This window comes from Rhizobium sp. SSA_523 (assembly GCF_030435705.1).
In the GTDB taxonomy this organism is placed as follows: domain Bacteria; phylum Pseudomonadota; class Alphaproteobacteria; order Rhizobiales; family Rhizobiaceae; genus Neorhizobium.
This window is the reverse complement of the sequence record NZ_CP129381.1, coordinates 1515537-1537554: the sequence shown is the minus strand read 5'-3', so window position 1 is coordinate 1537554 and position 22018 is coordinate 1515537. Positions and strand designations below refer to the sequence as shown.

Annotated in this window: 20 protein-coding genes and 3 pseudogenes; 3 read left to right on the top strand and 20 right to left on the bottom strand. The window is 58.3% G+C overall.

Going from position 1 to position 22018, the window contains the following annotated elements:
- Positions 1-284 precede the first annotated feature (284 nt).
- The 17 genes and pseudogenes from QTJ18_RS08250 to QTJ18_RS08180 all read right to left on the bottom strand — a co-directional run.
- Positions 285-1361: pseudogene (locus QTJ18_RS08250) on the bottom strand (biotin/lipoyl-containing protein); the annotation flags it as partial.
- Positions 1362-1371: 10 nt separating this feature from the next.
- A complete protein-coding gene (locus QTJ18_RS25580) occupies positions 1372-1542 on the bottom strand; it encodes a biotin carboxylase N-terminal domain-containing protein (protein WP_489672075.1) in 171 nt (56 codons plus the stop codon).
- Positions 1543-2373 (bottom strand): N-acyl homoserine lactonase family protein, encoded by an 831-nt coding sequence (locus tag QTJ18_RS08245; protein ID WP_252755558.1) that lies wholly within the window; start codon positions 2371-2373, stop codon positions 1543-1545. It lies immediately after the preceding gene.
- A 13-nt stretch (positions 2374-2386) separates the two neighbouring features.
- Positions 2387-3643, bottom strand: a complete 1257-nt coding sequence (locus QTJ18_RS08240; RefSeq protein WP_252755559.1) for a TRAP transporter large permease — start codon at positions 3641-3643, stop codon at positions 2387-2389.
- A 1-nt stretch (position 3644) separates the two neighbouring features.
- A complete protein-coding gene (locus QTJ18_RS08235; protein ID WP_252755560.1) occupies positions 3645-4193 on the bottom strand; it encodes a TRAP transporter small permease in 549 nt (182 codons plus the stop codon).
- Positions 4194-4219: 26 nt separating this feature from the next.
- Entirely contained in the window at positions 4220-5146 is a 927-nt protein-coding gene (locus tag QTJ18_RS08230; RefSeq protein WP_252755561.1) for a TRAP transporter substrate-binding protein, read from the bottom strand.
- A 78-nt stretch (positions 5147-5224) separates the two neighbouring features.
- Positions 5225-5977, bottom strand: coding sequence for an SDR family NAD(P)-dependent oxidoreductase (locus tag QTJ18_RS08225; RefSeq protein WP_252755562.1), 753 nt, complete (start codon positions 5975-5977; stop codon positions 5225-5227).
- A 47-nt stretch (positions 5978-6024) separates the two neighbouring features.
- On the bottom strand, positions 6025-7059 hold the full coding sequence (locus QTJ18_RS08220) for a transketolase family protein (RefSeq protein ID WP_301557752.1): 1035 nt from the start codon (positions 7057-7059) through the stop codon (positions 6025-6027).
- Positions 7056-7910 carry a transketolase gene (locus tag QTJ18_RS08215; protein ID WP_252755563.1) on the bottom strand — a complete coding sequence of 285 codons (855 nt, stop codon included), beginning with the start codon at positions 7908-7910 and terminating at the stop codon, positions 7056-7058. The genes QTJ18_RS08220 and QTJ18_RS08215 overlap by 4 nt, the downstream gene beginning before the upstream one ends.
- A gap of 112 nt (positions 7911-8022) precedes the next feature.
- The gene (locus QTJ18_RS08210) at positions 8023-9009 is read right to left on the bottom strand and encodes a LysR substrate-binding domain-containing protein (protein WP_252755564.1); all 987 of its coding nucleotides are present in this window, start codon (positions 9007-9009) and stop codon (positions 8023-8025) included.
- 129 nt (positions 9010-9138) lie between these two features.
- Positions 9139-10027 (bottom strand): annotated as a pseudogene (locus QTJ18_RS08205) (amidohydrolase family protein).
- Positions 10028-10103: 76 nt separating this feature from the next.
- Positions 10104-11063, bottom strand: a complete 960-nt coding sequence (locus tag QTJ18_RS08200) for a substrate-binding domain-containing protein (protein ID WP_252755565.1) — start codon at positions 11061-11063, stop codon at positions 10104-10106.
- A gap of 22 nt (positions 11064-11085) precedes the next feature.
- Positions 11086-12078 (bottom strand): ABC transporter permease, encoded by a 993-nt coding sequence (locus QTJ18_RS08195; protein ID WP_252755566.1) that lies wholly within the window; start codon positions 12076-12078, stop codon positions 11086-11088.
- Positions 12075-13538, bottom strand: coding sequence for an ATP-binding cassette domain-containing protein (locus QTJ18_RS08190; RefSeq protein ID WP_252755567.1), 1464 nt, complete (start codon positions 13536-13538; stop codon positions 12075-12077). Before QTJ18_RS08190 ends, QTJ18_RS08195 begins: the two co-directional genes overlap by 4 nt.
- A 151-nt stretch (positions 13539-13689) precedes the next feature.
- A complete protein-coding gene (locus tag QTJ18_RS25540) occupies positions 13690-13848 on the bottom strand; it encodes a thioredoxin domain-containing protein (protein WP_367318033.1) in 159 nt (52 codons plus the stop codon).
- 385 nt (positions 13849-14233) lie between these two features.
- Positions 14234-15325 carry a LysR family transcriptional regulator gene (locus QTJ18_RS08185; protein ID WP_252755568.1) on the bottom strand — a complete coding sequence of 364 codons (1092 nt, stop codon included), beginning with the start codon at positions 15323-15325 and terminating at the stop codon, positions 14234-14236.
- Positions 15326-15579: 254 nt separating this feature from the next.
- Positions 15580-16584 carry a zinc-dependent alcohol dehydrogenase family protein gene (locus QTJ18_RS08180; RefSeq protein ID WP_252755569.1) on the bottom strand — a complete coding sequence of 335 codons (1005 nt, stop codon included), beginning with the start codon at positions 16582-16584 and terminating at the stop codon, positions 15580-15582.
- A 501-nt stretch (positions 16585-17085) separates the two neighbouring features.
- Here QTJ18_RS08180 and QTJ18_RS08175 point away from each other — a divergent pair.
- Entirely contained in the window at positions 17086-17835 is a 750-nt protein-coding gene (locus QTJ18_RS08175) for an SDR family NAD(P)-dependent oxidoreductase (RefSeq protein WP_252755570.1), read from the top strand.
- 68 nt (positions 17836-17903) lie between these two features.
- Positions 17904-18715: pseudogene (locus QTJ18_RS08170) on the top strand (SDR family NAD(P)-dependent oxidoreductase).
- A gap of 390 nt (positions 18716-19105) precedes the next feature.
- On the opposite strand, the gene QTJ18_RS08165 reads toward QTJ18_RS08170, so the two are convergent.
- On the bottom strand, positions 19106-20047 hold the full coding sequence (locus tag QTJ18_RS08165; protein ID WP_252755571.1) for an alpha/beta hydrolase family protein: 942 nt from the start codon (positions 20045-20047) through the stop codon (positions 19106-19108).
- A gap of 259 nt (positions 20048-20306) precedes the next feature.
- On the opposite strand from QTJ18_RS08165, the gene QTJ18_RS08160 reads away from it, so the two are divergent.
- On the top strand, positions 20307-21230 hold the full coding sequence (locus QTJ18_RS08160; protein WP_252755572.1) for a LysR family transcriptional regulator: 924 nt from the start codon (positions 20307-20309) through the stop codon (positions 21228-21230).
- Positions 21231-21289: 59 nt separating this feature from the next.
- Here the strand turns inward: QTJ18_RS08160 and QTJ18_RS08155 are convergent, their stop codons facing one another.
- Positions 21290-21583 carry a type II toxin-antitoxin system RelE/ParE family toxin gene (locus tag QTJ18_RS08155; RefSeq protein ID WP_252755573.1) on the bottom strand — a complete coding sequence of 98 codons (294 nt, stop codon included), beginning with the start codon at positions 21581-21583 and terminating at the stop codon, positions 21290-21292.
- Positions 21580-21888, bottom strand: a complete 309-nt coding sequence (locus QTJ18_RS08150) for a type II toxin-antitoxin system RelB/DinJ family antitoxin (RefSeq protein ID WP_252755574.1) — start codon at positions 21886-21888, stop codon at positions 21580-21582. The genes QTJ18_RS08155 and QTJ18_RS08150 overlap by 4 nt, the downstream gene beginning before the upstream one ends.
- Positions 21889-22018 lie beyond the last annotated feature (130 nt).

Here is a 22018-nt window from a genome sequence, read left to right as displayed (position 1 = left end):
CGGATGCGATGGGCGGGTAATCCACCCGTTTTAACAGGGATCAGCGGTAGACTGGATTCAGGGTTCCGGTTTTGCTTCACGGACAGGAGCGAAGGCCGGAGTGCCGGATCAAGCGTAAGATGCGTGAAGCCTGCTCCCTCAGACACAACAATCAGAAATCCTGTTGACTAATTCACTGGTCAAGTCGGCGAAGTCCCTTCATCAATCTGCAGCACGTCTTGGCGGAACAAGAGCAGCCACCCTGAAGTGTTGGCTATTCCTCATAAAGCTTGTGTTCGTCGACACTATGAGTGATCCACCGAATAAACCACCAGCAGATCCTTCGCGTCGATCTGGTCGCCCGGCTTGACCAGGACCTCGGCCACCTCGCCATCCTTTTCCGCATGCAGCGCCGTCTCCATCTTCATCGCCTCGATGGACAGCAGCACATCGCCCGCTTTCACCGTCTGCCCGGCGGAAACGAAGACGCGGGAAATGACGCCCGGCATCGGCGCGCCAAGCTGCGCGCCATTGCCGGCTTCCGCCTTGCGGCGCACCACGCTGGTTGCGGCCCGGCTGCGGTCCGGCACCTTGATGCGGCGTGGCTGGCCGTTCAGTTCGAAGAACACGGTCACAAGCCCCTGGGCATCCGGCGCGCTGGCCGCCTGATTGACGACGACGAGAGTTTTGCCCTTCTCGATGTCGGCAAACAATTCCTCGCCATCCGCCATGCCGTAGAAATAGGAGGGCGTGGGCAGGACCGAGACCGGCCCATAGGTCTCGGAGGCGAGCGCGAATTCGGTGAAGACCTTCGGATACATCAGATAGGAGGCGAATTCGAAGTCGTCGACCGTCCGGCCGAGCTTCTCCTCGATCGCCTGTCGCTCGGCATCGAGGTCCGCCTGCTTCAACAGTGAACCCGGGCGCACATCATAAGGCTTTTCCGCCTTCAGCACCTTTTTCTGCAGCGCCTCCGGCCAGCCGCCCGGCGGCTGACCGAGATCCCCCTTCAACATGGAGACGACGGATTCCGGGAAAGCGATATCCTTGTCCGGGTTCTCGACATCGGCCACCGTCAGATCCTGGCTCACCATCATCAAGGCCATGTCGCCCACGACCTTGGAGGAGGGCGTCACTTTCACAATGTCACCGAACATCCGGTTGACGTCGGCATAGGTCTGCGCCACCTCGTGCCAGCGGGTTTCCAGCCCCAGCGAGCGGGCCTGTTCCTTGAGATTGGTGAACTGGCCGCCCGGCATTTCGTGCAGGTACACTTCCGAGGCGGGACCTTTGAGATCGCTTTCGAAAGCCGCATATTGATGCCGGACCGCCTCCCAATAGAAGGAGATGCGGCGGATCCATTCCGGATCGAGACCGGAATCGTGTCGGTGATCAGAACCTGCGGCTGTTCCCGCATCCAGGCTGCAAAGCCTTTCGGCCCCAGATCGCCACAGTCTTGATGCCCAGCTCGTTGGCGGCGCGAAAGACGCGAATGGCAATTTCTGATCGGTTGGCAACTAGGATCTTGGATATTGGCAATGCAGTGCTCTCAGGTAGCGTCACTCAGACAAAACGCGGGGGCATATGAAGGCATGCGACCACACCGGCCAATTCCGATGACGGACTGGGATAAAGCTGCATGACCAACGGATCGTGACCGGGAATGATGTGATCATCCGATGATGCCAGATTGCGGATCGTCCTGTAGCCATCGAGCAATCCTCCGGTGTTGTACACGAGGGGAAATACAAGGTTGTTCCGGTAGTTGGCATAGAAATGCGTGGCGTCCGAGGCGATCACCACCCAGCCTCTGCCTGTGAAAACACGTACGACCTGCATGCCTCCGGTGTGGCCGCCAACCCGGTGCAGGGTTATGCCATCGGCGAGGCAGTCATCACCATCGTGAAAAGCGATCCTCCCTGCAAAATTCAGCCGGACGAAATTGGTGATGTCTTCGACGTCGAAAGGGTAACGCAGGTAGTCGTGGCACATGCAGCGACCCGTGGCATAGGCTGCCTCGGCATCCTGCACATGGAAGCGAGCCTTGGGAAAGCCTGTCATTCCGCCGGCATGGTCGTAATGCAGGTGGGTCAGGATGACATCCGTGATGTCATTCCCGTGGATGCCCAGTCGGGCCAGTTGCTCGACGGGAAGCCCGTCCAGAAGGCGTCCCCTCTCGTGAGCGGCACGCGCCTCAAAGCCTGTGTCGATCACATAGACCTTGTCGGATCGGCGCGCGACCCAGACGTAATAGTTGATCTGGGGCGCGTTGAGATGAGGGTCGTCGGCCAGGAACACATTGGCGGCAACAAAATTGTCGTCGCGCTTTCGTCCATCATGTTGTGAAAACTTGACGGCAAACAATTCAAACGGCTCCACGTCGACGACCCTCATCTCTTTTTCGCGATCAGTAGATCGTCAATGCTGGAATGTAGGAGAATAGCAGCAGGACGAGGATGGCAACGAGATAGAACGGGAACAAGGCTCTCGTTGTCTCGAAGATTCCAGACTTCGCGATTGCCGAGGAGATGAACAACGTCGTCCCCACTGGCGGTGTGTACAGGCCAATGGCAAGATTGATCACCATCATGATGCCGAGCTGTACCGGATCGATCCCGATCGCATGACCGATGGAAGCGAAGAGTGGGGTCAGCAGCAGCACGGCAGCCGGCATGTCGAGGAACGCGCCCACAACAAGCATGACCAGGTTGAGTGCAATGATGACCATCCAAGGCTCGCTGAGTGTCGCCGTGACCCATTGGGCCAGGTTCTGCGGCACCTGTTCAGCCGTCAGGATCCACTGCATGATGCCAGAGGCCATGATGATGATCATCACGATTCCGGTCATCAGTCCCGTCTCGACGAGCGCATCCCAGAGAGCACGCAGCGTCAGATCGCGATAGACGATGCCGCCGACGAAGAGCGCATAGGCAACGGCCATGACACTGACTTCCGTCGGGGTCGCGATGCCGAAGCGAAGCGTTCCGATGACGAAGACCGGCATCAGCAGGGCGGGAATGGCATAGACGATCTGTCCCTTGAAGGCCTTGAAGCCACCCGGCAGCGGTGCCGAAGGCAAATTGAGGCGCTTGGCCGTCCACCAGACGGTGGTCATCATCGCGGCGGCGAGTACGACACCGGGAAGAAGGCCGGCCACGAAGAGATCGACGATCGAGACGTTGGCCGTCAGACCGTAGAGGATCATCGGGATCGACGGCGGAATGAGCACGGCAATCGTCGATGACGACGCATTGATCGCGGCTGCAAAGGTTCGCGGATACCCATCCTTGACCTGCACGGGAATGAGCGCATTGCCCATCGCTGTCGCATCTGCGACGGCCGAACCAGACACACCGCCGAACATGACGGAGCCCACGATCGTTACCTGTCCGAGACCGCCTCGGAAACGACCGACGAACAGGCGGGCGATATTGACCAGATAGACACCGAACTTGCCGTTCATCATCAGGCTGCCGGCCAGAATGAAGAACGGGATCGCCAGCATCGGGAACCCCTGCGAAGGCGAATAGAGGCGTTGTGCCATGACCGCAAGCGGCTTGCCCGTGGCAAACAGGGCAAGTGCAGATCCCCCTATCATCGCTTGTGCGATCGGGACGGAAATGGCCATCAGAATGAAGAAACCAGCTACCATGATGGGTGACATGTCAAATATCTCCCTGAACAGCTTCGGGCACAAGGTCCCGGCTGACATTTGTCCCCGTGGAAATCACGGTAACGATGTCCAGCACTGAGGCTAGGGCGATACCTCCGAAGGCATACACCAGGCTCAAATAGCCCCAGAATTGACTGACACCTCCCAGCGCCTGGATCTTCTGAAATTGAGACGCGCGCAGGACGGGCATGCTTGACCAGAGAACGGTCACGGCGATCACCACCACGATCATGCACACGAGGATGTACAGGATCCTTGCCAGTGGCGCGTTGAGTGCATGTCGCAGCAGCGTGATGGCGATGTGCCCGCCATGGGTTGTCGCAAGTACGACGCCACCTGCAATCATCCACGGAAACACGATAACATGGACATCGTATGCCCAGGACAGACCCGAACCGAACATGTAGCGAAGCACCACATTCACGGTTAGGGCGACGAACAGGAACGCCAGCGATACCACACAGATGACCTGCCCGGACCAGCCGAGCAGGTTTGTCAGCGCGATGACAGCGGCCTGCGATTTTGAGTTTCGTTGTGTCATTTGATCTACCATCGCGCCATCAGATCTCACTTCCCACCTTCTTCGCGAAGCTTGGAAACGAGATCGGGCATCTTGGCCGCGTATTCGTCATACACCGGCTTCGTCGCATCGATGAACGCCTGACGCTCATCGACTTCGGTGATCGTGGCACCTTCGGCCTTCATGGGTTCGATGAGGCTCGATGAGGCCGTGAAGGACAGACCACGCTGATACCACTTTGCACCCTCGGCAGCAGTGTCGACGCAGGTCTTGTTTTCCGGGCTCAGCGAATTATACCAGCCGAGGTTCGCAACCAGCGGAGCCGACTCATACTTGTGCCCGGTCAGAGAGATGAACTTCGTGATCTCGTGCAGCTTGGCGGAATAGATGTTCGAGAGCGGGTTTTCCTGCGCTTCGAAGACCCCGGACTGCAGAGCCGAAGGCAGTTCAGACCAGGCCAGAGGTGCGGGGTTTGCGCCGAAGGCCTTGAAGATGGCAATGGTCATGTCATCCGGGGGCGTGCGGATCTTGACGCCGTTCAGGTCGGCCGGCACCTTGATCGACTTCGACAGGTGGCTGACATGGCGGATACCGTTGTCCCAGAAAGCCAGGATCTTCAGGCCTGCGGCCTGTGCCTTCTCGTCCAGCATAGTACCGACCTCGCCGTCGAGCACGCGCCAGGCCGTCGGCGAGTCCGAGAACAGGAATGGCAGCCCGATGGCATTGATCTCGGGCACTATCTGACCCATCGCGCCCTGGCTGTTTGCGGTCACCTGGATGACGCCAGCGGCAGCAGACGTCAGCAGCTCTACATCATCGCCCATGGTCGCGGAATCGGCGACATTCGCCGTCAGATTGCCCTTGGTGCAGGCCTTCAGCAGCTCTGCGAACATGACAGCACCGAGCGATCGCGGATTACCCGGAGGGTTACCGTGGGCCAGGATGATCTCCTCCGCCGTTGACGTCGTCGTCATGGCCCCAATCATTGCCAGTGTAGTGATAAAACGCTTCATTTCTTCTCCTCCTTTGAAATCAGCGAATTACTTGAGGTATTAGTGGATTAGCGACCCACCGTTGACGTCCACCTCCGTGCCCGTGCAGTAGGCAGAGAGATCAGATGCAAGAAAGAGGGCGCAACCGGCGACATCGGATGCCTCGCCGGCACGTGCCATCGGGATACCTTCCACGATCTTGTCGAGCATCTCCGGCGTCAGCTTGCCGGCCGTGATGTCTGTTGCAATGAAACCCGGGCAGATCGCGTTGACGCGGACATTGGCAGGCGCCAGTTCGCGGGCCATGGCCTTGGTCAGGCCGAGGACGCCGGCCTTGGCCGCGGAATAATGCGGGCCGCCGAAGATGCCGCCACCACGCTGGGCCGAAACCGAACTGAGGTTGACGATCGAACCGGACTTTTGCTCCCGCATGCCAGGAATGACGGCCTGGCTCATGTAGAGCGTACCACGCAGGTTGACGTCGAGGACGGCGTCGTAATTGGCAGGACCGATGTCCATGACCTTCAACGGTTGCGTGATGCCGGCATTGTTCACGAGAATGTTGACGCGACCCCAGCGCTTCAGGAGTTCGGCAATGGCCGCATCGCAGGCAGCCTTGTCCGTCACGTTGCACGCCAGGCCAATATGATCTGGGCCGAGATCGGCAGCGGCGCTGCGCGCCGCCTCCGCATCAAGGTCGAGTATGGCGACTGTCGCACCATGTTCCGCGAACAGTTTCGCGGTTGCCTTTCCAAGACCACGTGCCGAGGCAGCCCCCGTCACGACGGCAAATTTTCCCTTCAGAAGGCTCATGAGCCATTCTCCTCCCTGTCTGCTGTTTGAAGAAATTGACTGGGTGGTCAGAGCCAGCCCTTTATCTGTTCGATGACCTTGCCGACCGAGATGCCGTACATCTCGTGCAGCGTCGGCAATGCGCCCGCCTCCAGGAACGCGTCCGGAAGGCCGATCATGCGGAAACGCGGAGCAATGCCGCGTGACAGAAGACCGGCGGCGACAGCCTCACCCAGACCACCCATGAGCGTGTGGTTCTCTGCGGTGACGACCAGTCGTCCGTCCTTGGCCGCTTCGGCGGCGATGGTTTCGAGATCCAGCGGCTTGATGGTCGGGCAGTGCAGAACCGCAACGTCCACCTTGTCGCCGGCAAGCTTGACCGCCGCATCGAGGGCACGCATGGTCATGAGGCCCGTGGAAATCACGAGGACATCCTTGCCCTCGCGGATCATCTGCGCCTTGCCGAGCTGGAACCGATAGTCAGGCTTGTGCTTCCTGATGACCGACGGCACCTTGCCCCGCAGGAGGCGGGAGTAGACAGGGCCATCGTGGGCAATCATCTGCGGGACCATACCGAGAATGTCATCAGCGTCACAGGGATCGATCAACGTCATGTTCGGCAGACCGCGGAAGATGGCCAGATCCTCCGTCGCTTGGTGGCTAGGGCCGTATCCGGTGGTCAGACCGGGCAGCGCGCAGACGATCTTTACAGGCAGGTTTTCCTCGGCGATCGCCATGGCGATGAAGTCGTAGGCTCGACGCGAGGCAAATACCGCATAGGTCGTGGCGAAGGGGATGAAGCCTTCACGGGCGAGACCTGCGGCAGCCGACATCAGCACCTGCTCGGCCATTCCCATCTGGTAGAAGCGATCGGGCCTCGCCTGCTGGAAGATGTGCAGGTCGGTATACTTGCCGAGGTCGGCGGTCAGGCCGACAATGCGGTCATCCTTGCGGGCGGCATCGACCAGAGCATTGCCGAACGGGGCAGCGACGGTGTCATACCCTTCGGCCGCCAAAGACGCGATCATCGCGGAGGTGGCCTGACGCTCCCCTTCAGGCGCTTTGCGGGCTTCGTACTTGCGGGCCATCGATGCGAGGGTCATGCCGGTTTTCCTTCTTCCAGAACTGCGAGCGCCTTGTCCCATTCGTCCGCTTCGACGCGGACGAAGTGAGTGATTTCGCGGCTTTCGAGGAAGGGGACCCCCTTACACATGGTGGTATCGAAGATGATGACGCGCGGCTTGGGTTCCTTGACCGCGCGCGCCTTGTCAAAGGCCTCGACGACAGCGGCGAGATCGTTGCCCTTGACCCGCTGGGCGTGCCAGCCAAAGGCTTCCCATTTCTCGGTCAAAGGTTCGGAGCACAGCATCTCGGTCGACTTGCCGTCAGCCTGCTGATCATTGAAGTCGACGAGGCAGATCAGGTTGTCGAGCTTGTGATGGGCGCCGGACATCGCCGCCTCCCAGGTGGAACCTTCACCCAGCTCGCCATCAGACATCAAATTATAGACGAAGGCGCGATTGGCCTTGCGCTTCAGCCCCATCGCCATGCCGACGGCGATGCCGAGACCGTGGCCGAGCGAGCCGCCGGTGATCTCCATGCCCGGCGTGTAAGACGCCATGCCCGACATGGGCATCCGGCTGTCATCCATCCCATAGGTCTGCAGTTCATCCTCGGGCAGGATGCCGGCTTCCATCAGAACGGCGTAGAGAGCGATGGCATAATGCCCGATCGACAGCAGGAAGCGGTCGCGCCCCTCCCATTCCGGGTCTTCGGGACGATAGTCCAAAGCGTGGAAATAGGATGCGGCAAGGACATCGGCGATACCAAGCGCCTGCCCGATGTAGCCCTGCCCCTGAACCTGCCCCATGAGCAGTGCTTTGCGACGAATATTCCATGCACGCAGCTCCAATGAAACATTGGAACGCGCGACAGCGCGACCAGCCAAATTCATGTTTTCCTCCCGGCATTCTCTACAGCCAGAGATAGCACTGACATCGGAGGAATGGTTTTAAGAAAAGTGAAAGACCTTTGTAGCCAGACTTAATCTGCTGGAAGCGTCTCTCCTAAAGTCCCCAGGGTTTCACATCGATCAGGTCCGTCGGCGAGCCGAGCCGGAAACGGCACCCCAGATCCTTCAGATGGGCCCGCGCAGCGTCGTCATGCAGCTTGCAAGCATTTACCATCCAGCTCTGGAAACGCTGGACGATGCGTCGGCTGAGATGTCGGGACGGACACACCAGCCAGTAGGCCGGAAAATCGATCACCTCATAAGCCGTCGAAAACGGGACCAGTTCTCCTCTCTGCAACTCGCCGAGGCAGAGGCTGACACTGTCGAGTGCGACACCACCGCCCTGCTTCGCCATCTCGATCGACATCGAGGATCGGTCGAAACGCAGCGGATAGTTCACCTTGTGGATATCGATCCTGTTGGCGGCGAGCCAGAGATCCCAGCGATAGAGTGTCTTGACGCTGTCGATCAGGCGCGCGCCCGCAAGTTGCCGAGCGGGATCAGGATCGATCTGGCGCAAACGCTCCAGGTAGTCCGGGCTACACAAAGGCAGGACCAGATCGTGCATCAGCGGCGTTACTGCCACGCCACTCCAGGTTCCCATGCCATAGCGCAGATCGATGTCGACACTTTCCGTTTCGAAGGCGGTAAAGTCGGGTGTCGCATCGATGCGGATATTCCAGTCTTCATTCTCGGCGGCAAATGCGCCGACCCGAGGCCCCAGCCAGCGCACCCCGAAACTGGGGCTGACGCGAATGACGAAATTGCGTCGATCCCGCTGGAAGGAGACGGCAGAACGGGCATTGCGTATGGCACTGAAGGCCTGGGTGGTGGTCTGGAACAGGCGGTCGCCGTCCAGCGTCAGCACCAGACGGCCTTTCTCGCGGCGGAACAGCTTAACGCCAAGTTGGGCTTCAAGGATCGAAAGCTGTTGGCTCACTGCGGACGGCGAAATGCCAAGTTCTTCAGCCGCCTTGGTTACGCTGCTCAAGCGGGCAACGGCTTCAAAATACTCGGTCGCTTTGAGATTGAGATCACGCATGCGCGAAGCTTAGCTGAAGGCTGAACGGCGTTCCACCGTTCGAGCCACTGAAAAAGAAAGGCGGCTCCCCAACGGTTGCCGCCTGTCGAGTTGACCTTGGGAGGTTACATGTACCTGCTGGTGCAGGATTCAGATCCGGTAGAACTTTTCCGCATTGTCATGGAAGAGCTTCATGCGATCCTCCAGCGGATAACTTGCCGGATCTCCTTGAAGGCATTGAAGATGGCGTCATAGGAGGAGAAGAGCTTGTCAACGGGGAAGTTCGACGCAAACATGCAGCGATCGACGCCGAAGATCTCGATGGCCGACTCGACATAGGGACGGATGGATTCCGTCGTCCAGGTGAAGTCATGCCAAGTCCTGAAATCTTGCAGGCAACGTTCGGCGCCTCGGCGAGCTTTTTCATGCTCTGGCGCCAGCCGTCAAAATGAGACGGACCGTCAACCTGCATGCCGGTATGGTTGAGGATGATCTGCGTATCGGGGAAATCGCGCGCCAGTTCGTAGAACTCTTCCATCTGCCAGTAATAAAGCTGTAGATCGTAGGAGAGGTTTCGCTTCACCAGTTCCTTGAAACCGCGACGCCATTCAGTTGTGCGGCTGACCTCAGGTCGATCCAGATACGTCTTGGCGGGGTCGGTGTGAAAATTCATCGACTGCCGAATGCCGCGGAAGTTCTTGAACTGCATGTGGCCATCCAGCAGATCGGCCACATCAGCTTTGCGAGAATCCGCATAACCGACGATCCCGTGTGGAAAACCGCACCGATCGGCGATGGCCTGCAGCCATTGCGTTTCGCCTACAGGATCCTTCGGATCGTAGCCAACGTCGAGATGCACGGATTTGACCAGGTTCTGGTTCTTCGCATCCTCGAGAAAGTCTTCGATCAGATAGTCGTGAATGATGGCCGAGTAATCCCCGAAGGCAGACGGCTTGGCACCGTCGTTCAGCCAGGGATAGTAGTTGTTGGTGATGTCCCACAGATGGTGATGAGGGTCGATCAAGGGAATGTCGTTCATCGCGATGCCGTTTAAAGTGAGGTAAGCCGGAGACCCGAAAGACCGGAGGCAGCCAAAATGCCTCCGGTCGAGTGGATCACTGCGGGAAGACGCGCGCAATCACCTTTTTGGCGGCATCGGAGTCGATGTCGGCAGCTTTTACCAGCGGCATCACGAGCGCCATGTTCTGCGTGGTCTCGGCACCCGTGAGGGCATTGTAGACCTGCTGGGTGGCGTCAACGTCTTGGCCGACAGCTTCCTGGAAGAAAATGCCGTGGATGGCACCATCCTTCAGCAGTTGGATCGTCGTCGGGCTGCCGTCAGCCACCGTGACACCGACCTTGCCGGTCAGGCCGCGGGTTTCGAGTGCCTTAGCAGCACCCGTGCCGGCCTGGTCATACATGCCATAGATCGCCTTGACGTTCGGGTGTGCGGTCAGAAGGTCGTTGGCCTGGGTGACCGCCTCGTTGATCGTCAGACCCTTCGTTTCCAGCATCTGGACGAGCTGGCAACCATTGGCGTCGAAGGCTTCCTGGGCACCCTTCAGATACTTCTGAGCGTTTTCACGGTCCTGCGGCAGCGAGAGCATGCCCACTTCCGATCCGCCACGCCCTTTCGCGAGTTCGCAGGTGTACTTGCCCTGGGCAAGACCGGTTTCATAGTTGTTGGCCGTCACCGACGAGGTGAACTTGGTCTCACCAGGCTGCGGCCCGATACCGGCAAAGGCGATCGGGACGTTCTGCTGCGCCAGATAGTTCAGGAGCGGCGTGGTCGAGGTCGAGCTGACCGGCCCGATGACGATGGCGTTCACGCCACGGGTGACGGCAACGCGCGCATTGTCCATCTGCTTGGCGGGCGAGTTTTCCGAGGTGTACTCGACATAGTCCATGCCGAGTTCCTTGGCCTTCTGCTGCACACCATGGGCAACCCACTGCCAATAGTCGATATCCAGCGACGGGGCGATATAGGCCACCGTGAACTTTTTGTCCTCAGCGTGAGCCCCCTGTGCGACAAGCACGGCTGCGGCCACGGCAATTGCTTTTACGATCGTTTTCATCTTTCTCCTCCTCCTTGAGTGATTATCGATGACTGAACCTGTCAATGAGCACCGCGACGAGGATTGCGAGCCCCGTCACGGACCCCTGCCAGAAACTGTTGATGCCGATGAGATTGACCCCGTTCTGAATGATCGTAATCATCAGAGCGCCGAGCACGGCACCGACAGCGGACCCTGATCCGCCTGAGAGGCTAGCCCCGCCGATGACGACGGCGGCGATCGCCTGCAGCATGAGGGACGCTCCCACCGTCGCCTCCGCATTGAGAATGTAGCTGACCGTCAAGAGGCCGGCGAAGGATGCCATCGTGCCCGAAATCACATAGGCCGCGAAGCGTGTACGCTTGACCGGAATACCGAGCAGATAGGCGGCCGTCGGTGAACTGCCGACCGAATAGAACCAGCGTCCGGCCGTCACCTTCCGCAGTACGAATTCCAGCACCACGGTGAAGATCAGGCAGAACAGGATGAAGTTGGGCAGGCCCGGAATGAATTCACCGCTGTTGAACAACCAGTAGTCTGGCGAGTTTACGCCGAGCGAGCGGCCGTTGGTCACGATGAAGGCCAGTGATGCCGCAACCGCGTAGGTGATCAGCGTGACGACGAAGGGCGCGAGCCCGACCAGTGTGACCAGTGCCCCGTTTATCGATCCAAACACAATCCCGACACCCAGCCCGGCAACGCTTGCACTGATATCGCCGAACCCGTTCGCCATGGCGAGAGCCGTAACCATGCCCGTCAGAGAGAAGATGGAGCCCACCGACAGATCGATGCCACCGGTGATGATGACGATCAGGACGCCAAGCGACATGATGACCAGCGGAGCCGAGGCCTGGAGGATATTGGCAAAATTGCCGGGCGACAGCGCGGCCGGCACGAAGAAGCCTACCCCGACCAAAAGGACGACACAGGCAAAAGCGATGGCGAGTTCCGACCGGTAGACGGACAGGAGCGAAGGCGACTTCGGCAGGGGAGCCGTTTTGTCATTCGTGGTCATGGAGTTTGCTTTCGTCGTCATGCGGCCATTCCCGTCAGGTCAGCCAGTGCGTCTTCGTTGAACTGATCCTGAGGGAGCAGCCCTTTTGCGCGGCCTTCCGTGTCGAAGGCGAGGATTTCGTCGCAGAGCTCGAGAAGCTCGACATTTTCGGTCGACCACCACACGACGATGGTACCCTGCCCGGCCATGTTGCGGATGAGCTCGTAGATTTCGCGTTTGGTGCCGACGTCGACGCCCCGGGTTGGTTCTTCGAAAACAACCATTTTCAGAGGCATACCGAGCCAGCGTGCGACGAGCAGCTTCTGCTGATTGCCGCCGGAGAGCGACGACGGCAGATCCCAGATCGAGCCCGCCTTGAGCTTCAGCGCCTTGACGAGATCGAGGCACTCGTCCCGCTCGGAGGCCCGGACAAGATAGCGTCCTTCGCGCACTCGCCGGGATGCGAGTACATTGTCGACGATCGGCAGTTGGGATAGCACGCCCTTGAGACGCCGGTTACCGGACACGTAGCCGATCCCCAGTTGCACCGCCTGACGCGGCGATGTGGGTCGCTTCGGCCAATCCTCCGCGTCGACCTCCCAATCCGGATTGGTGGCCGTGCCGTTCAACAGCGCAAGCAGCTGCGACGGCCCCGCAGGTGCACCGGCAAGGCCGAGGATTTGGCCCTTTAAGACTGGGACGGAGGTCTCGGGGCCGCGCAAGACGACACCGCCTCCCTTCTGGTCGAGCACACGCTTGTCGCGCTCGACGCTGCTCTCTGTCGGCTGCCCCATCTGACGGATGATCTCGTTGTCACTCAATTCGGTCAGCGGCAAAGCATTGACGACGGTCATGCCGTCGCGAATGATCGTGCACACATCACAAAGCTGCCGGATCTCTTTCATGCGATGCGACACGAAGACGATGCCGATGTTCTTTTCGGCGACAAGGCGCCGCAGGACAGCGAACAACCTCCCAGTCTCGCCGGCCGTGAGGTTGGCCGTGGGTTCGTCAAGCAGCAGGACTTCAGCACCCGTGGAGAGAGCCCGTGCGATTTCCACGATCTGGCCCTCGTGCATCGAAAGTTGTGACGCCTTGCGATGCAAGGCGTGATGGGCGAGATGGGGGTCGATCAGGCAAAGGGCCTCATGCGCTAGGGCAGCTTGCGACCGGTTGCGCACCAGGGCTGCAGGCGATGCGGCGTGGACGAGCGCGATGTTCTCGGCGATGCTCAGGTCGGGAAGAAGGGCAAGTTCCTGATGAACGACCGCAATCTTCGGAATGCCACCCCGCGGGGATGCGTGCACGACGTCTCCGTCGTCCTTGCGCACGCCACCCGTGATGATCCGGATCATCGTGCTCTTGCCGGCACCGTTACCGCCCAGAAGGGCGTGAATTTGGCCCGGAAGTACGGTGAAGTTGACGCCGCGGAGCACTTTGGTGGCTCCGAAGCTTTTTATCAAATCTCTAACCGAGATCAGCGCCGTCTTATTGCTGTCCATTGTCACCCATCCTCACGGCACGAGCGATGACGTAAGGGGGCAACGGCGACAGATCGTGTTTTCTGTTTCTCATTCAGTAGTCCTCCCAAGATTGAAATCTAATGAGAGGCTGAACCTTCAGATAGTTATTAAAGTTAAAGGGGCATTTAGCTCAGCTAAAACCTTCCGTGATAGCCGTTCCGTTCGCGATAAAAGTCGGCACTTGGCCTCGGAAATTCAGACGTAAGTAGTCGGGACTTATGTGCCCTCGCGTGGAACCGTCGATCCGGTTGGATTTGTATCGGAGGGACTTGTATCCCAACGTGAGCATGACACGCCACGCGTAGGGACCGCCACTAATCCAATAGAGTTCGTATTCCATGAGATGTCCCCTCGTGTTCTTTTTACGGGGGCCAGATCGGTTGACACGTTTCGAGGCGCGCAGCCGTATTGGGGACACGCCACCGTCGACATCTACCTAGATGCCGTTCACGTAGGCACTGTCGTCGGATGCGGGGAAACGTGCTGCTGACGCGAGGTCCTCAGGCGTTCCAAGGCGTCTGGACGGGGTTGTGGCGACGAGACCCGGCAGAAGGGAGCCGCCGACTGGGTAGACCGCGGCCCAAGCTCCCTTCCCGTCTGTGATATTTCAGGACCTCTTGCGTCACGTCGACTTCGGAAACGCAAAGCATCCTGTGTTGATGCCTTCCCCGACATTATTCGGTTCGCCCGCCGGGGACGCGCGGCTTTACCCTTACAACGCGGGTTCGAACGTCACGAATGACAGCGATGCTCAATTGCGTGTCGCTATCAGAGGGTGACGCCGATGCTGTTGAGGAACGTATCCATGCGCTCATCGAGGTCACGCTTGGTTTCCGCCCAGGCCGGAACGGTGTCCAGGAGGCGCTGATGCCAAGCTGTAAGATTGGGGAACTCTGCACTTCGATGAAGTCGACGAAAGCCCGGATTTTAGGGCTGATGCGTCTTCCTCCAGGCATTACTGCCCACAAATCAAGATCAGGCAGTACCCAGTTATCGAGAACTTTTAGCACGGCTCCACTTTCCAGTTCGGCTTCGAACATCCACTCCGTTGCTACCGATAATCCAGCACCTGCCAGAACAGCAGATCGGATGCCTTCCATTGCGTTGATACGCAACCTTGGCCTGACCGAGATAGATTTGCTTCCTCTTAGACCCTTAAACGTGAAGCGTTCGCCGCCCTCGCCTTGCGAAAAAACGACCATGGAATGATCGGTCAGATCTTCTGGCTTATGTGGTGCTGCGTGTTTGGCGAGATAGGCCGGAGTGCCGACGACAATGCGTCGACAACGGCCAATGCGTTTGGCAACATAACCGGAGTCGTCAAGCTGGCCCATCCGTAGAGCGAGATCGATTCCTTGCTCGATCAAGCCAACATTTCTGTCGTCGAGATGAACCGAGATATCAATGGCGGGATGTTCATTGAGAAATAGCGGCAGCTTCGGAATAATATACTGGGACATAAACGTCAGTGTTCCGCCTATGCGAATCTGGCCTGAGAAGCTTTGCGACATGCTCCCGACCGAAGCTACTGCGGCCTCGACATCTTCTAAAACCTTGGTCGCATGTTCGTAAAAAACCCGACCCTGCTCGGTCGGAGTGAGTTGCCTGGTAGAACGCACCAAGAGAGGCACGCCGAGTTCCTTCTCGAGTTGTGCGACAACTTTCGAGACCGCCGATTGCCCCACGTCCAACAGCTTTGCAGCGCCGCTGAAGGACCCCATCTCGTACACGCGGACGAAATAGCGCATGGACGTTATGAGATTCATGCTGCCGCTCCATAAATGCTAACCCGTTCATCCTGCGGATTTCGTCCCACCAGTGTATAGCTTTCAAATAATGTTAAGGGACAAAATCTGCCAGAATGGGCGATGCGCAGATGGTTGGAGAGCGGCCGTTTGATAGCTGGTCCCCGCTACAAACGCTCCCGGCAAGCGGCCAGATCGAGACGCTGCTCCGTACCACAGGCTCGATAATTATCGTTGCCGTTCGCTTCCACTGAAGCCGTTCTGACGGAAAAGCATTATCCCTCGCGGGCACCCCCCACTGTCACAATGACCTTTCCAAAGTGCTGGCCGGATTCGAGGCATCGGTGAGCTGCCACCATGTCTTCGAAGGTGAACACGCTGTCGATTACTGGCGTAATGTCTTTTCGACGAAGGGCATCCGTCACATATTTGATTGCTTTGCGCTTACGAGTATCATCCGCCAAAAGGTCGGCGATGACCCATGCTTTGATAGTGGCCCGGTGCATCAGAGCTTCAAGAACCGGGATTGTGCCGGTTTCCCGGCCTAAGGCGCCATACAGGTAGATCACGCCCCTCGGCACGGCCTTAATCAACCTCGGCAGAAGCTCGCCGCCGACTGCATCGAATGCAATGCGGGCACCCCTACCCCCGGTGATTCTCAAAATTTCGGCAGTCAGGTCGACTTCGGAGTAGATGACGACATGCTCCGCTCCGGCATCTAGCAACCTTTGCTTTTTCTCCTTGGTGCGGGTCAAAGCGATCGGGATTGCCCCAACCATTTTCGCAAGCTGGATGGCAGCCATACCGACACTGCTCGAGGCGGCTGAGATGATAACATGATCACCGGGCTGGATGCGCGCGCCCTCGATCAGGGGCCCGTAAGCGGTTAGGAACATAACCCAGATCGATGCAGCTTCCTCGAAACTCAGCCCTGGAGGCTGCGTGACCACGGCATGACCTGGTACAATGATCTCTTCGCCATAGATGCCGTTTGCGCCCATCGGAAAAGAGGGAACGAGGTTCACCCTGTCTCCAACGGAGACGTGGGTTACATCGCGGCCCAAAGCGAGAACGATACCGGCCGCCTCGGTCCCTAGCTGTGCGGGAAGGATCGGCTCAAAGATGTATTTCCCACGCCGGAACATTGCATCGGCACGGTCGAGACCAATAGCTTTCACAGAGATGAGCACCTCATCATCGTTGGGGGAAGCAGGAGTGCCGTTGACGAATTGAAGTACCTCAGGCTCACCTGTCTGCGAGAACTGTATGAACTTTGACATTTAAACTTTCCAAGTTTGCGGACCACGTCGCTCATATTTCATGAGGCGCCACCCATGAATTAAGTGTGGCGATATCCTCCCAGAAGGCGAGGGCTTGGAATAACATCTATTCCATATCGTGGCGGATGGCCGAGATCGCAGGCTTGAGCTGAACTTCAGCTCCCGCCACACCGTTAGGCTCGTCGGTTACCTGTGAGAAGTGTTACTGCGAAGTATCGACCCACGGCGGCGTCAATTAGCGGCCGTCCAGATAGGCAAGGTGACCAGCATCATTGGGCATTGAGATCGGTAAGCCTTGCATGATCTATTGCATCAATTCAAAGCGGATTTGATGGACAACCTGGCTTTGGAACAACAGATGTTTTTCTGGAAAAGCGAAGGTAGCGTTACAGCATTATTCCAACGCAGACTACTTATTATTCCAGTTCTCATCCTACCGCGAGATAGCGGCTGATTGCATTTGATGTGCTGCATCAATGCACGCACGAAAGGATCAGTCTCTTGTCCAAACTCAATGGGAAGGTAGCCGTCATTACAGGTGGTAGCAGCGGGATTGGGTTCGCGACCGCTCAGCGTTTCGTCGATGAAGGAGCTTATGTCTTCATCACTGGCCGCCGCCTCGCCGAACTCGAAAAAGCCAAATCGGCGATAGGTCGTAACATCTCGGTCGTTCAGGGCGATGTCGCCAACCTCGAGGAACTCGACAAGGTATTCGCACAAGTGAAGGCAGAAAAGGGGATCGTCGATATTCTCGTAGCCAGCGCTGGCGTCGTCGAACATGCACCAGTCGACACTGCATCCCCAGAACATTTCGACAGAACGTTCGGCATCAACGCACGCGGCGCATTCTTCACCGTTCAAAAAGCCCTACCGCTGATGACCCGGGGCGGCTCAATCGTTTTGGTATCGTCCGGATTGCATTTGAAGGGCTTTCCTTCTCATTCGACCTATTCGGCGAGCAAGGCAGCGGTACGCTCATTCGCGCGCACCTTTGCAGCAGAGCTGAAGGATCGTGGCATCCGTGTGAACTCGCTTTCGCCCGGTGCTATCGATACTCCCATTATTGAAAGCCAGTTCAAGACTATGGAAGAGGCCGATGGCGCGCGTTCGACCTACGCGCAGATCACCCCCCTCGGCCGCCTTGGAAGAGCCGAAGAGATGGCAGCGGCAGCTCTGTTCCTGGCATCCAACGAAAGTAGTTTTTCGACCGGCACAGATCTCGTTGCCGACGGTGGAATTACTCAGCTCTGAGCCCCAGTCGGCGCAGCCCGCGCCACCTCCCTCATCCGCCGACCAGCGAAAGACCAGGACGCCAGGATATGAAAATCCAGTTGAACGGCCGCACGGCCATCGTGACGGGATCCACCGCAGGCGTTGGCCGAGCGACAGCGGAGGGGCTCGCGCAGGTCGGCGCGTCGGTCATCATCAATGGCCGCACGCCGGCACGTGTCAATGAAGCGGTGCGGCAGATGCGCGCCGCGTTTCCGGAGGGCGTTATCTCAGGTATCGCTGCCGATCTGTCGACCGCAGAAGGCGTGAACGCCTTTATTGCACAGGCACCAGCAGCTGAAATTCTCGTGAACAATGTCGGTACGGCCTTCCTCCGGAACTACGATGGCCTGAAGGACATCGTAGCAATCCCCGACGGGGACTGGATCGACCTGTTTGAGCTCACGTCATGAGCGGCGTGCGGCTCTCCCGTCACTACCTGCCTCGCATGGTTAGTAAGGGCTGGGGGCGCGTCGTGTTCGTCAGCAGCGAGTCCGCCGTCAACACGCCCAAGGAAATGCTTGACTACGGCATGACCAAAACCGCGCAACTCGCAGTGTCACGCGGCCTTGCAGAGGCGGTCGCCGGCACGGGTGTCACTGTCAACGCCGTGCTGCCAGGCCCGACCCGCTCGGAGATCCTAGGCGATTACATCGCGAAGCAGGCGAAGGAGACTGGCGTCACGCTCGAAGAGGCCGAGCAGGGTTTCCTGCAAGCACTACGACCGACGACCCTGATACGGCGCTTCGCAACTACCAACGAGGTCGCAAACATGATCGTCTATGCCTGCTCCGAGCAGGCATCCGCAACGAGTGGCGCTGCATTGCGCGTCGATGGTGGCGTGGTCCGGTTCGTTGTCTGAACTCGCGTTCCGGGAGCGTTGCGCTTCCGCCAACGATACTCACACGCCATCCACTTTAGAGGTGACCGAAACGATGCCGTTGATCGCAGTACGAAAACGGTGCTCAGAGGCCATGCGAGTGAAAGGACCGCGACACAAAACCTCCGAGCGACGAACAATGTCGAGCAAAATCGATCCTTACGCCGGCCGATCATCAGCCTGGCAGAACCGTGCTAAAATGACTTGAATTGGCTCGATAGAGAAACGACGAACGCGAGGACCGGATCGTGGAAGCAGCGATCGAGATTCTCGCGTCCAACGGACCGGAACACCTACCGCCGCAATCGCGAGGACATCTGCGAACAAGTGTTTCCTGTCCCTATCGATCAACGTGATTGTCGATCCAGTCGATCAAGACGTCCGCGACCTTGATGTTCTCTTTGCCCTGCATGAACATATGCGTGCTGCCCTTGACCCCACATCGGGGAGCGAGAGGAAGGTGATGTCACCACCGGCCGCCTTGATCTGCCCCATTTCCTCGGCGCAGGCCGCGGCTGGGGTGCTGCCCATGTGATCGCCAACCACCACGAGGATGGGCACCTCGGCCAGCGCCTTAACCTGCTCGTCCGTTAGGTTGGAGAAGCAGCCGGTCTCAAGCTGGATCAGGCCCTTGATACCACCTTTGCCCTTCAGGACTGCCTGGCTCGGAAATCCCGCCGACTGCGAGTGGCCGACCAGGATTGCGCCTCCGAGGTCTGCAGCCAGATCGGCAACGTTGGCGACAGTCAGGTTCTTCGTTTCAGGCTGGATCAACTCGCTCAGCAGGCTTGGCACCTGGGTCTCGATCATATCAGGAATCACCTGCTTGGCGAATTCATCGGCTGCCTCGATCGGGAACTGCACGTCTGGCCAGGCCTTGCCAAGTTCAGGACCGAACCTGAACATCTTCCAGGCCATTCGCGACGTGCCAAGAAAAACCTTCGGCTGAGCCTCCGGTGGCAAACTCTTGTTTTTCACCTGGTTGAAGATCGTACCGTTGAAGCCCGAACGTGCCCGGCCCGTCTGTTCGGCAAGATAGGTGGGAAATCCCTGCCGCGTGAAATATTCCAACCAGCCCATGCGGCCATCCGGCGTGGTTTCCCACTGCTTTGAAGAGAGCAGCCCGCCATGCATGAAAACGATCGGCAGGTGCGTCGCCTTCGGCGGGATCTGGAACTGGACATACATCTGATCGACGACCACATCGCCGGCTTCGAAACTTTCGCCGAAGATGTCCTTGAGGTCGTCCCAGCCGGCGCTCTCGGTTTTGACCGTCCGGCCACCGACGAAGAAGCTACCCTGGCTCTGAAGCACAAGCGACTCCGGAGAAGGCTTGATATCGGAAAGGGATTGCGCCGAGGCCGCGGCTGTACAGAGGAGAAGGGCAAGCACAGCTGCCTGTAATTTGGATAGGATTTGCATCATAAACCTTTGTGTGGAGCGATCGTTGGATGACGGGAAGACCGCGCAAGTGGTGCGAATTTACATGCCCTCTATGCTTGTTGGGTGTACAACGACCCAAACAGGGGAATAAACTCCGAAATCAGTCACAAGGGTTATGACGAAACGCACCATGGATCATTGGGATGAGTTGCGTATGTTTCTTGCAGTGGCCAAAGGCGGAACCGTGCGTGCGGCGGCAGACGCGCTGGACCTCAACCACGCCACGGTGCTTCGTGGCGTTGCGCGTTTGGAGCTGCGGCTGAAAACGAAACTCTTCGAAAGGCTTCCTTCCGGATACAGGCTGACGTCAGCGGGTGCCGACATCGTGGATCTCGCCGCGCAGATGTCGGAGGCATCGACCAAGATCGAGGCAAAGATCTTCGCTCGCGACCAGAGCGTATCTGGCCCGTTGCGTCTTACCCTCCCCGTCTCGTTTGCGACCGATCTTTTGATGGAGACCCTGACGGAGTTCAGATCTACCTATCCGGACATCGCGCTTGAGATCATCGGAACGGGGACGGTCGCCAACCTGAGCAACCGGGAGGCGGATGTGGCTTTGCGCGTGGTTCTTGGAAAGGGCTCGCCTCCGGAAAACCTTTATGGAAGCAGGCTGTGCGGATTCCACATGGCGTATTACGGATGCCGTGATCGGCTCGGCAACGTTTTGTCCCCTCTGGCCTGGTTGCTCGGTCCTGGCGAGTTGATTCCCGGTGACTGGGTCCCAGAAGAGATAGACATGGCCGCCACGCCTGTCCGCTTTTCCGAGATGCGGTCGAAGCTGCACGCTGCGCGCGCGGGGATGGGCATCACGTTACTGCCCTGCTTTGTCGGCGACGCAGACTTGTCGCTGTCTCGTGTGCCAGGCAGTCCGATCATCCACGCCGGGGATGTATGGCTCCTAACCCACGTCGATACCCGACAAACTCTGCGCGTCAGACTTCTGTGCGACCGTATACGCGCCAGCATGCGAGGGGTCTCCGCCATGGTCGAGGGGCGAACGGACCGTGTTACATTCGACCATGATGACCTAGAGGAAGGTGCGGAGGGACAGTAGCCTCGCCTTGAAGGGATCCGAACTGTCGACCCGTTGATCCCAGACATGAAGTTCGAAGCTTAGCTGGTAGGAAGAGTGTCTGGCCATTCCTGTGCGCCATGAAGTACGCGGAGAATGCGAACTGCCGATTGAACTACAGCATAATCCGCGACATATGGGGTACCGTTGATCACCAGTTCGCGCGTCCCGGCAATTCTGCCAACACGACCACTCACCGGAAAATCAATTAATCGACGAGCAGCCGCGACGATCCGTTCGTCGGCCATGATAGCAGCTGAGGGACTATCCGCCTCGATAAAGGTGAAGATGGCGTCTCGATCTGACAACGCAAACGCTGACCAGGTAAGCTTCACAACTTGCGCACCGCTGCTTTAACGCGCGCTGCCGCTCGCCGTTTTTCGAAATGAGCCGCTACTTCATCATCCGAAACGTCAGGTCGCGTGTCGTTCAGCGCTTCAAGGACCTTGCTGCGAAACCAAGCATCATGAGCTTCGCTGCCTGATATAAGTTCGAGCGGTAGTGCTCCCTCGTTCGCCGTCCGGGTGAGTAATATACGAACTGCGTCCGACACAGTAACACCCATGCTCTCAAGCACCGCAGAGGCACGATCTCGAACTTCAGCATCAATGCGAGTTTGAACGGGTGCATTCGAAGCCATAGTTATCTCCAACTGAAAGATCAATCGTAATGCATGAATTACAGCGTTTATAGAAAATTTCCGTGTGGGCCACGCCGCTGCGTTCTTTTGGTCTTGATAGGAACCGAACCGCTGGACTCCGACCTGATCC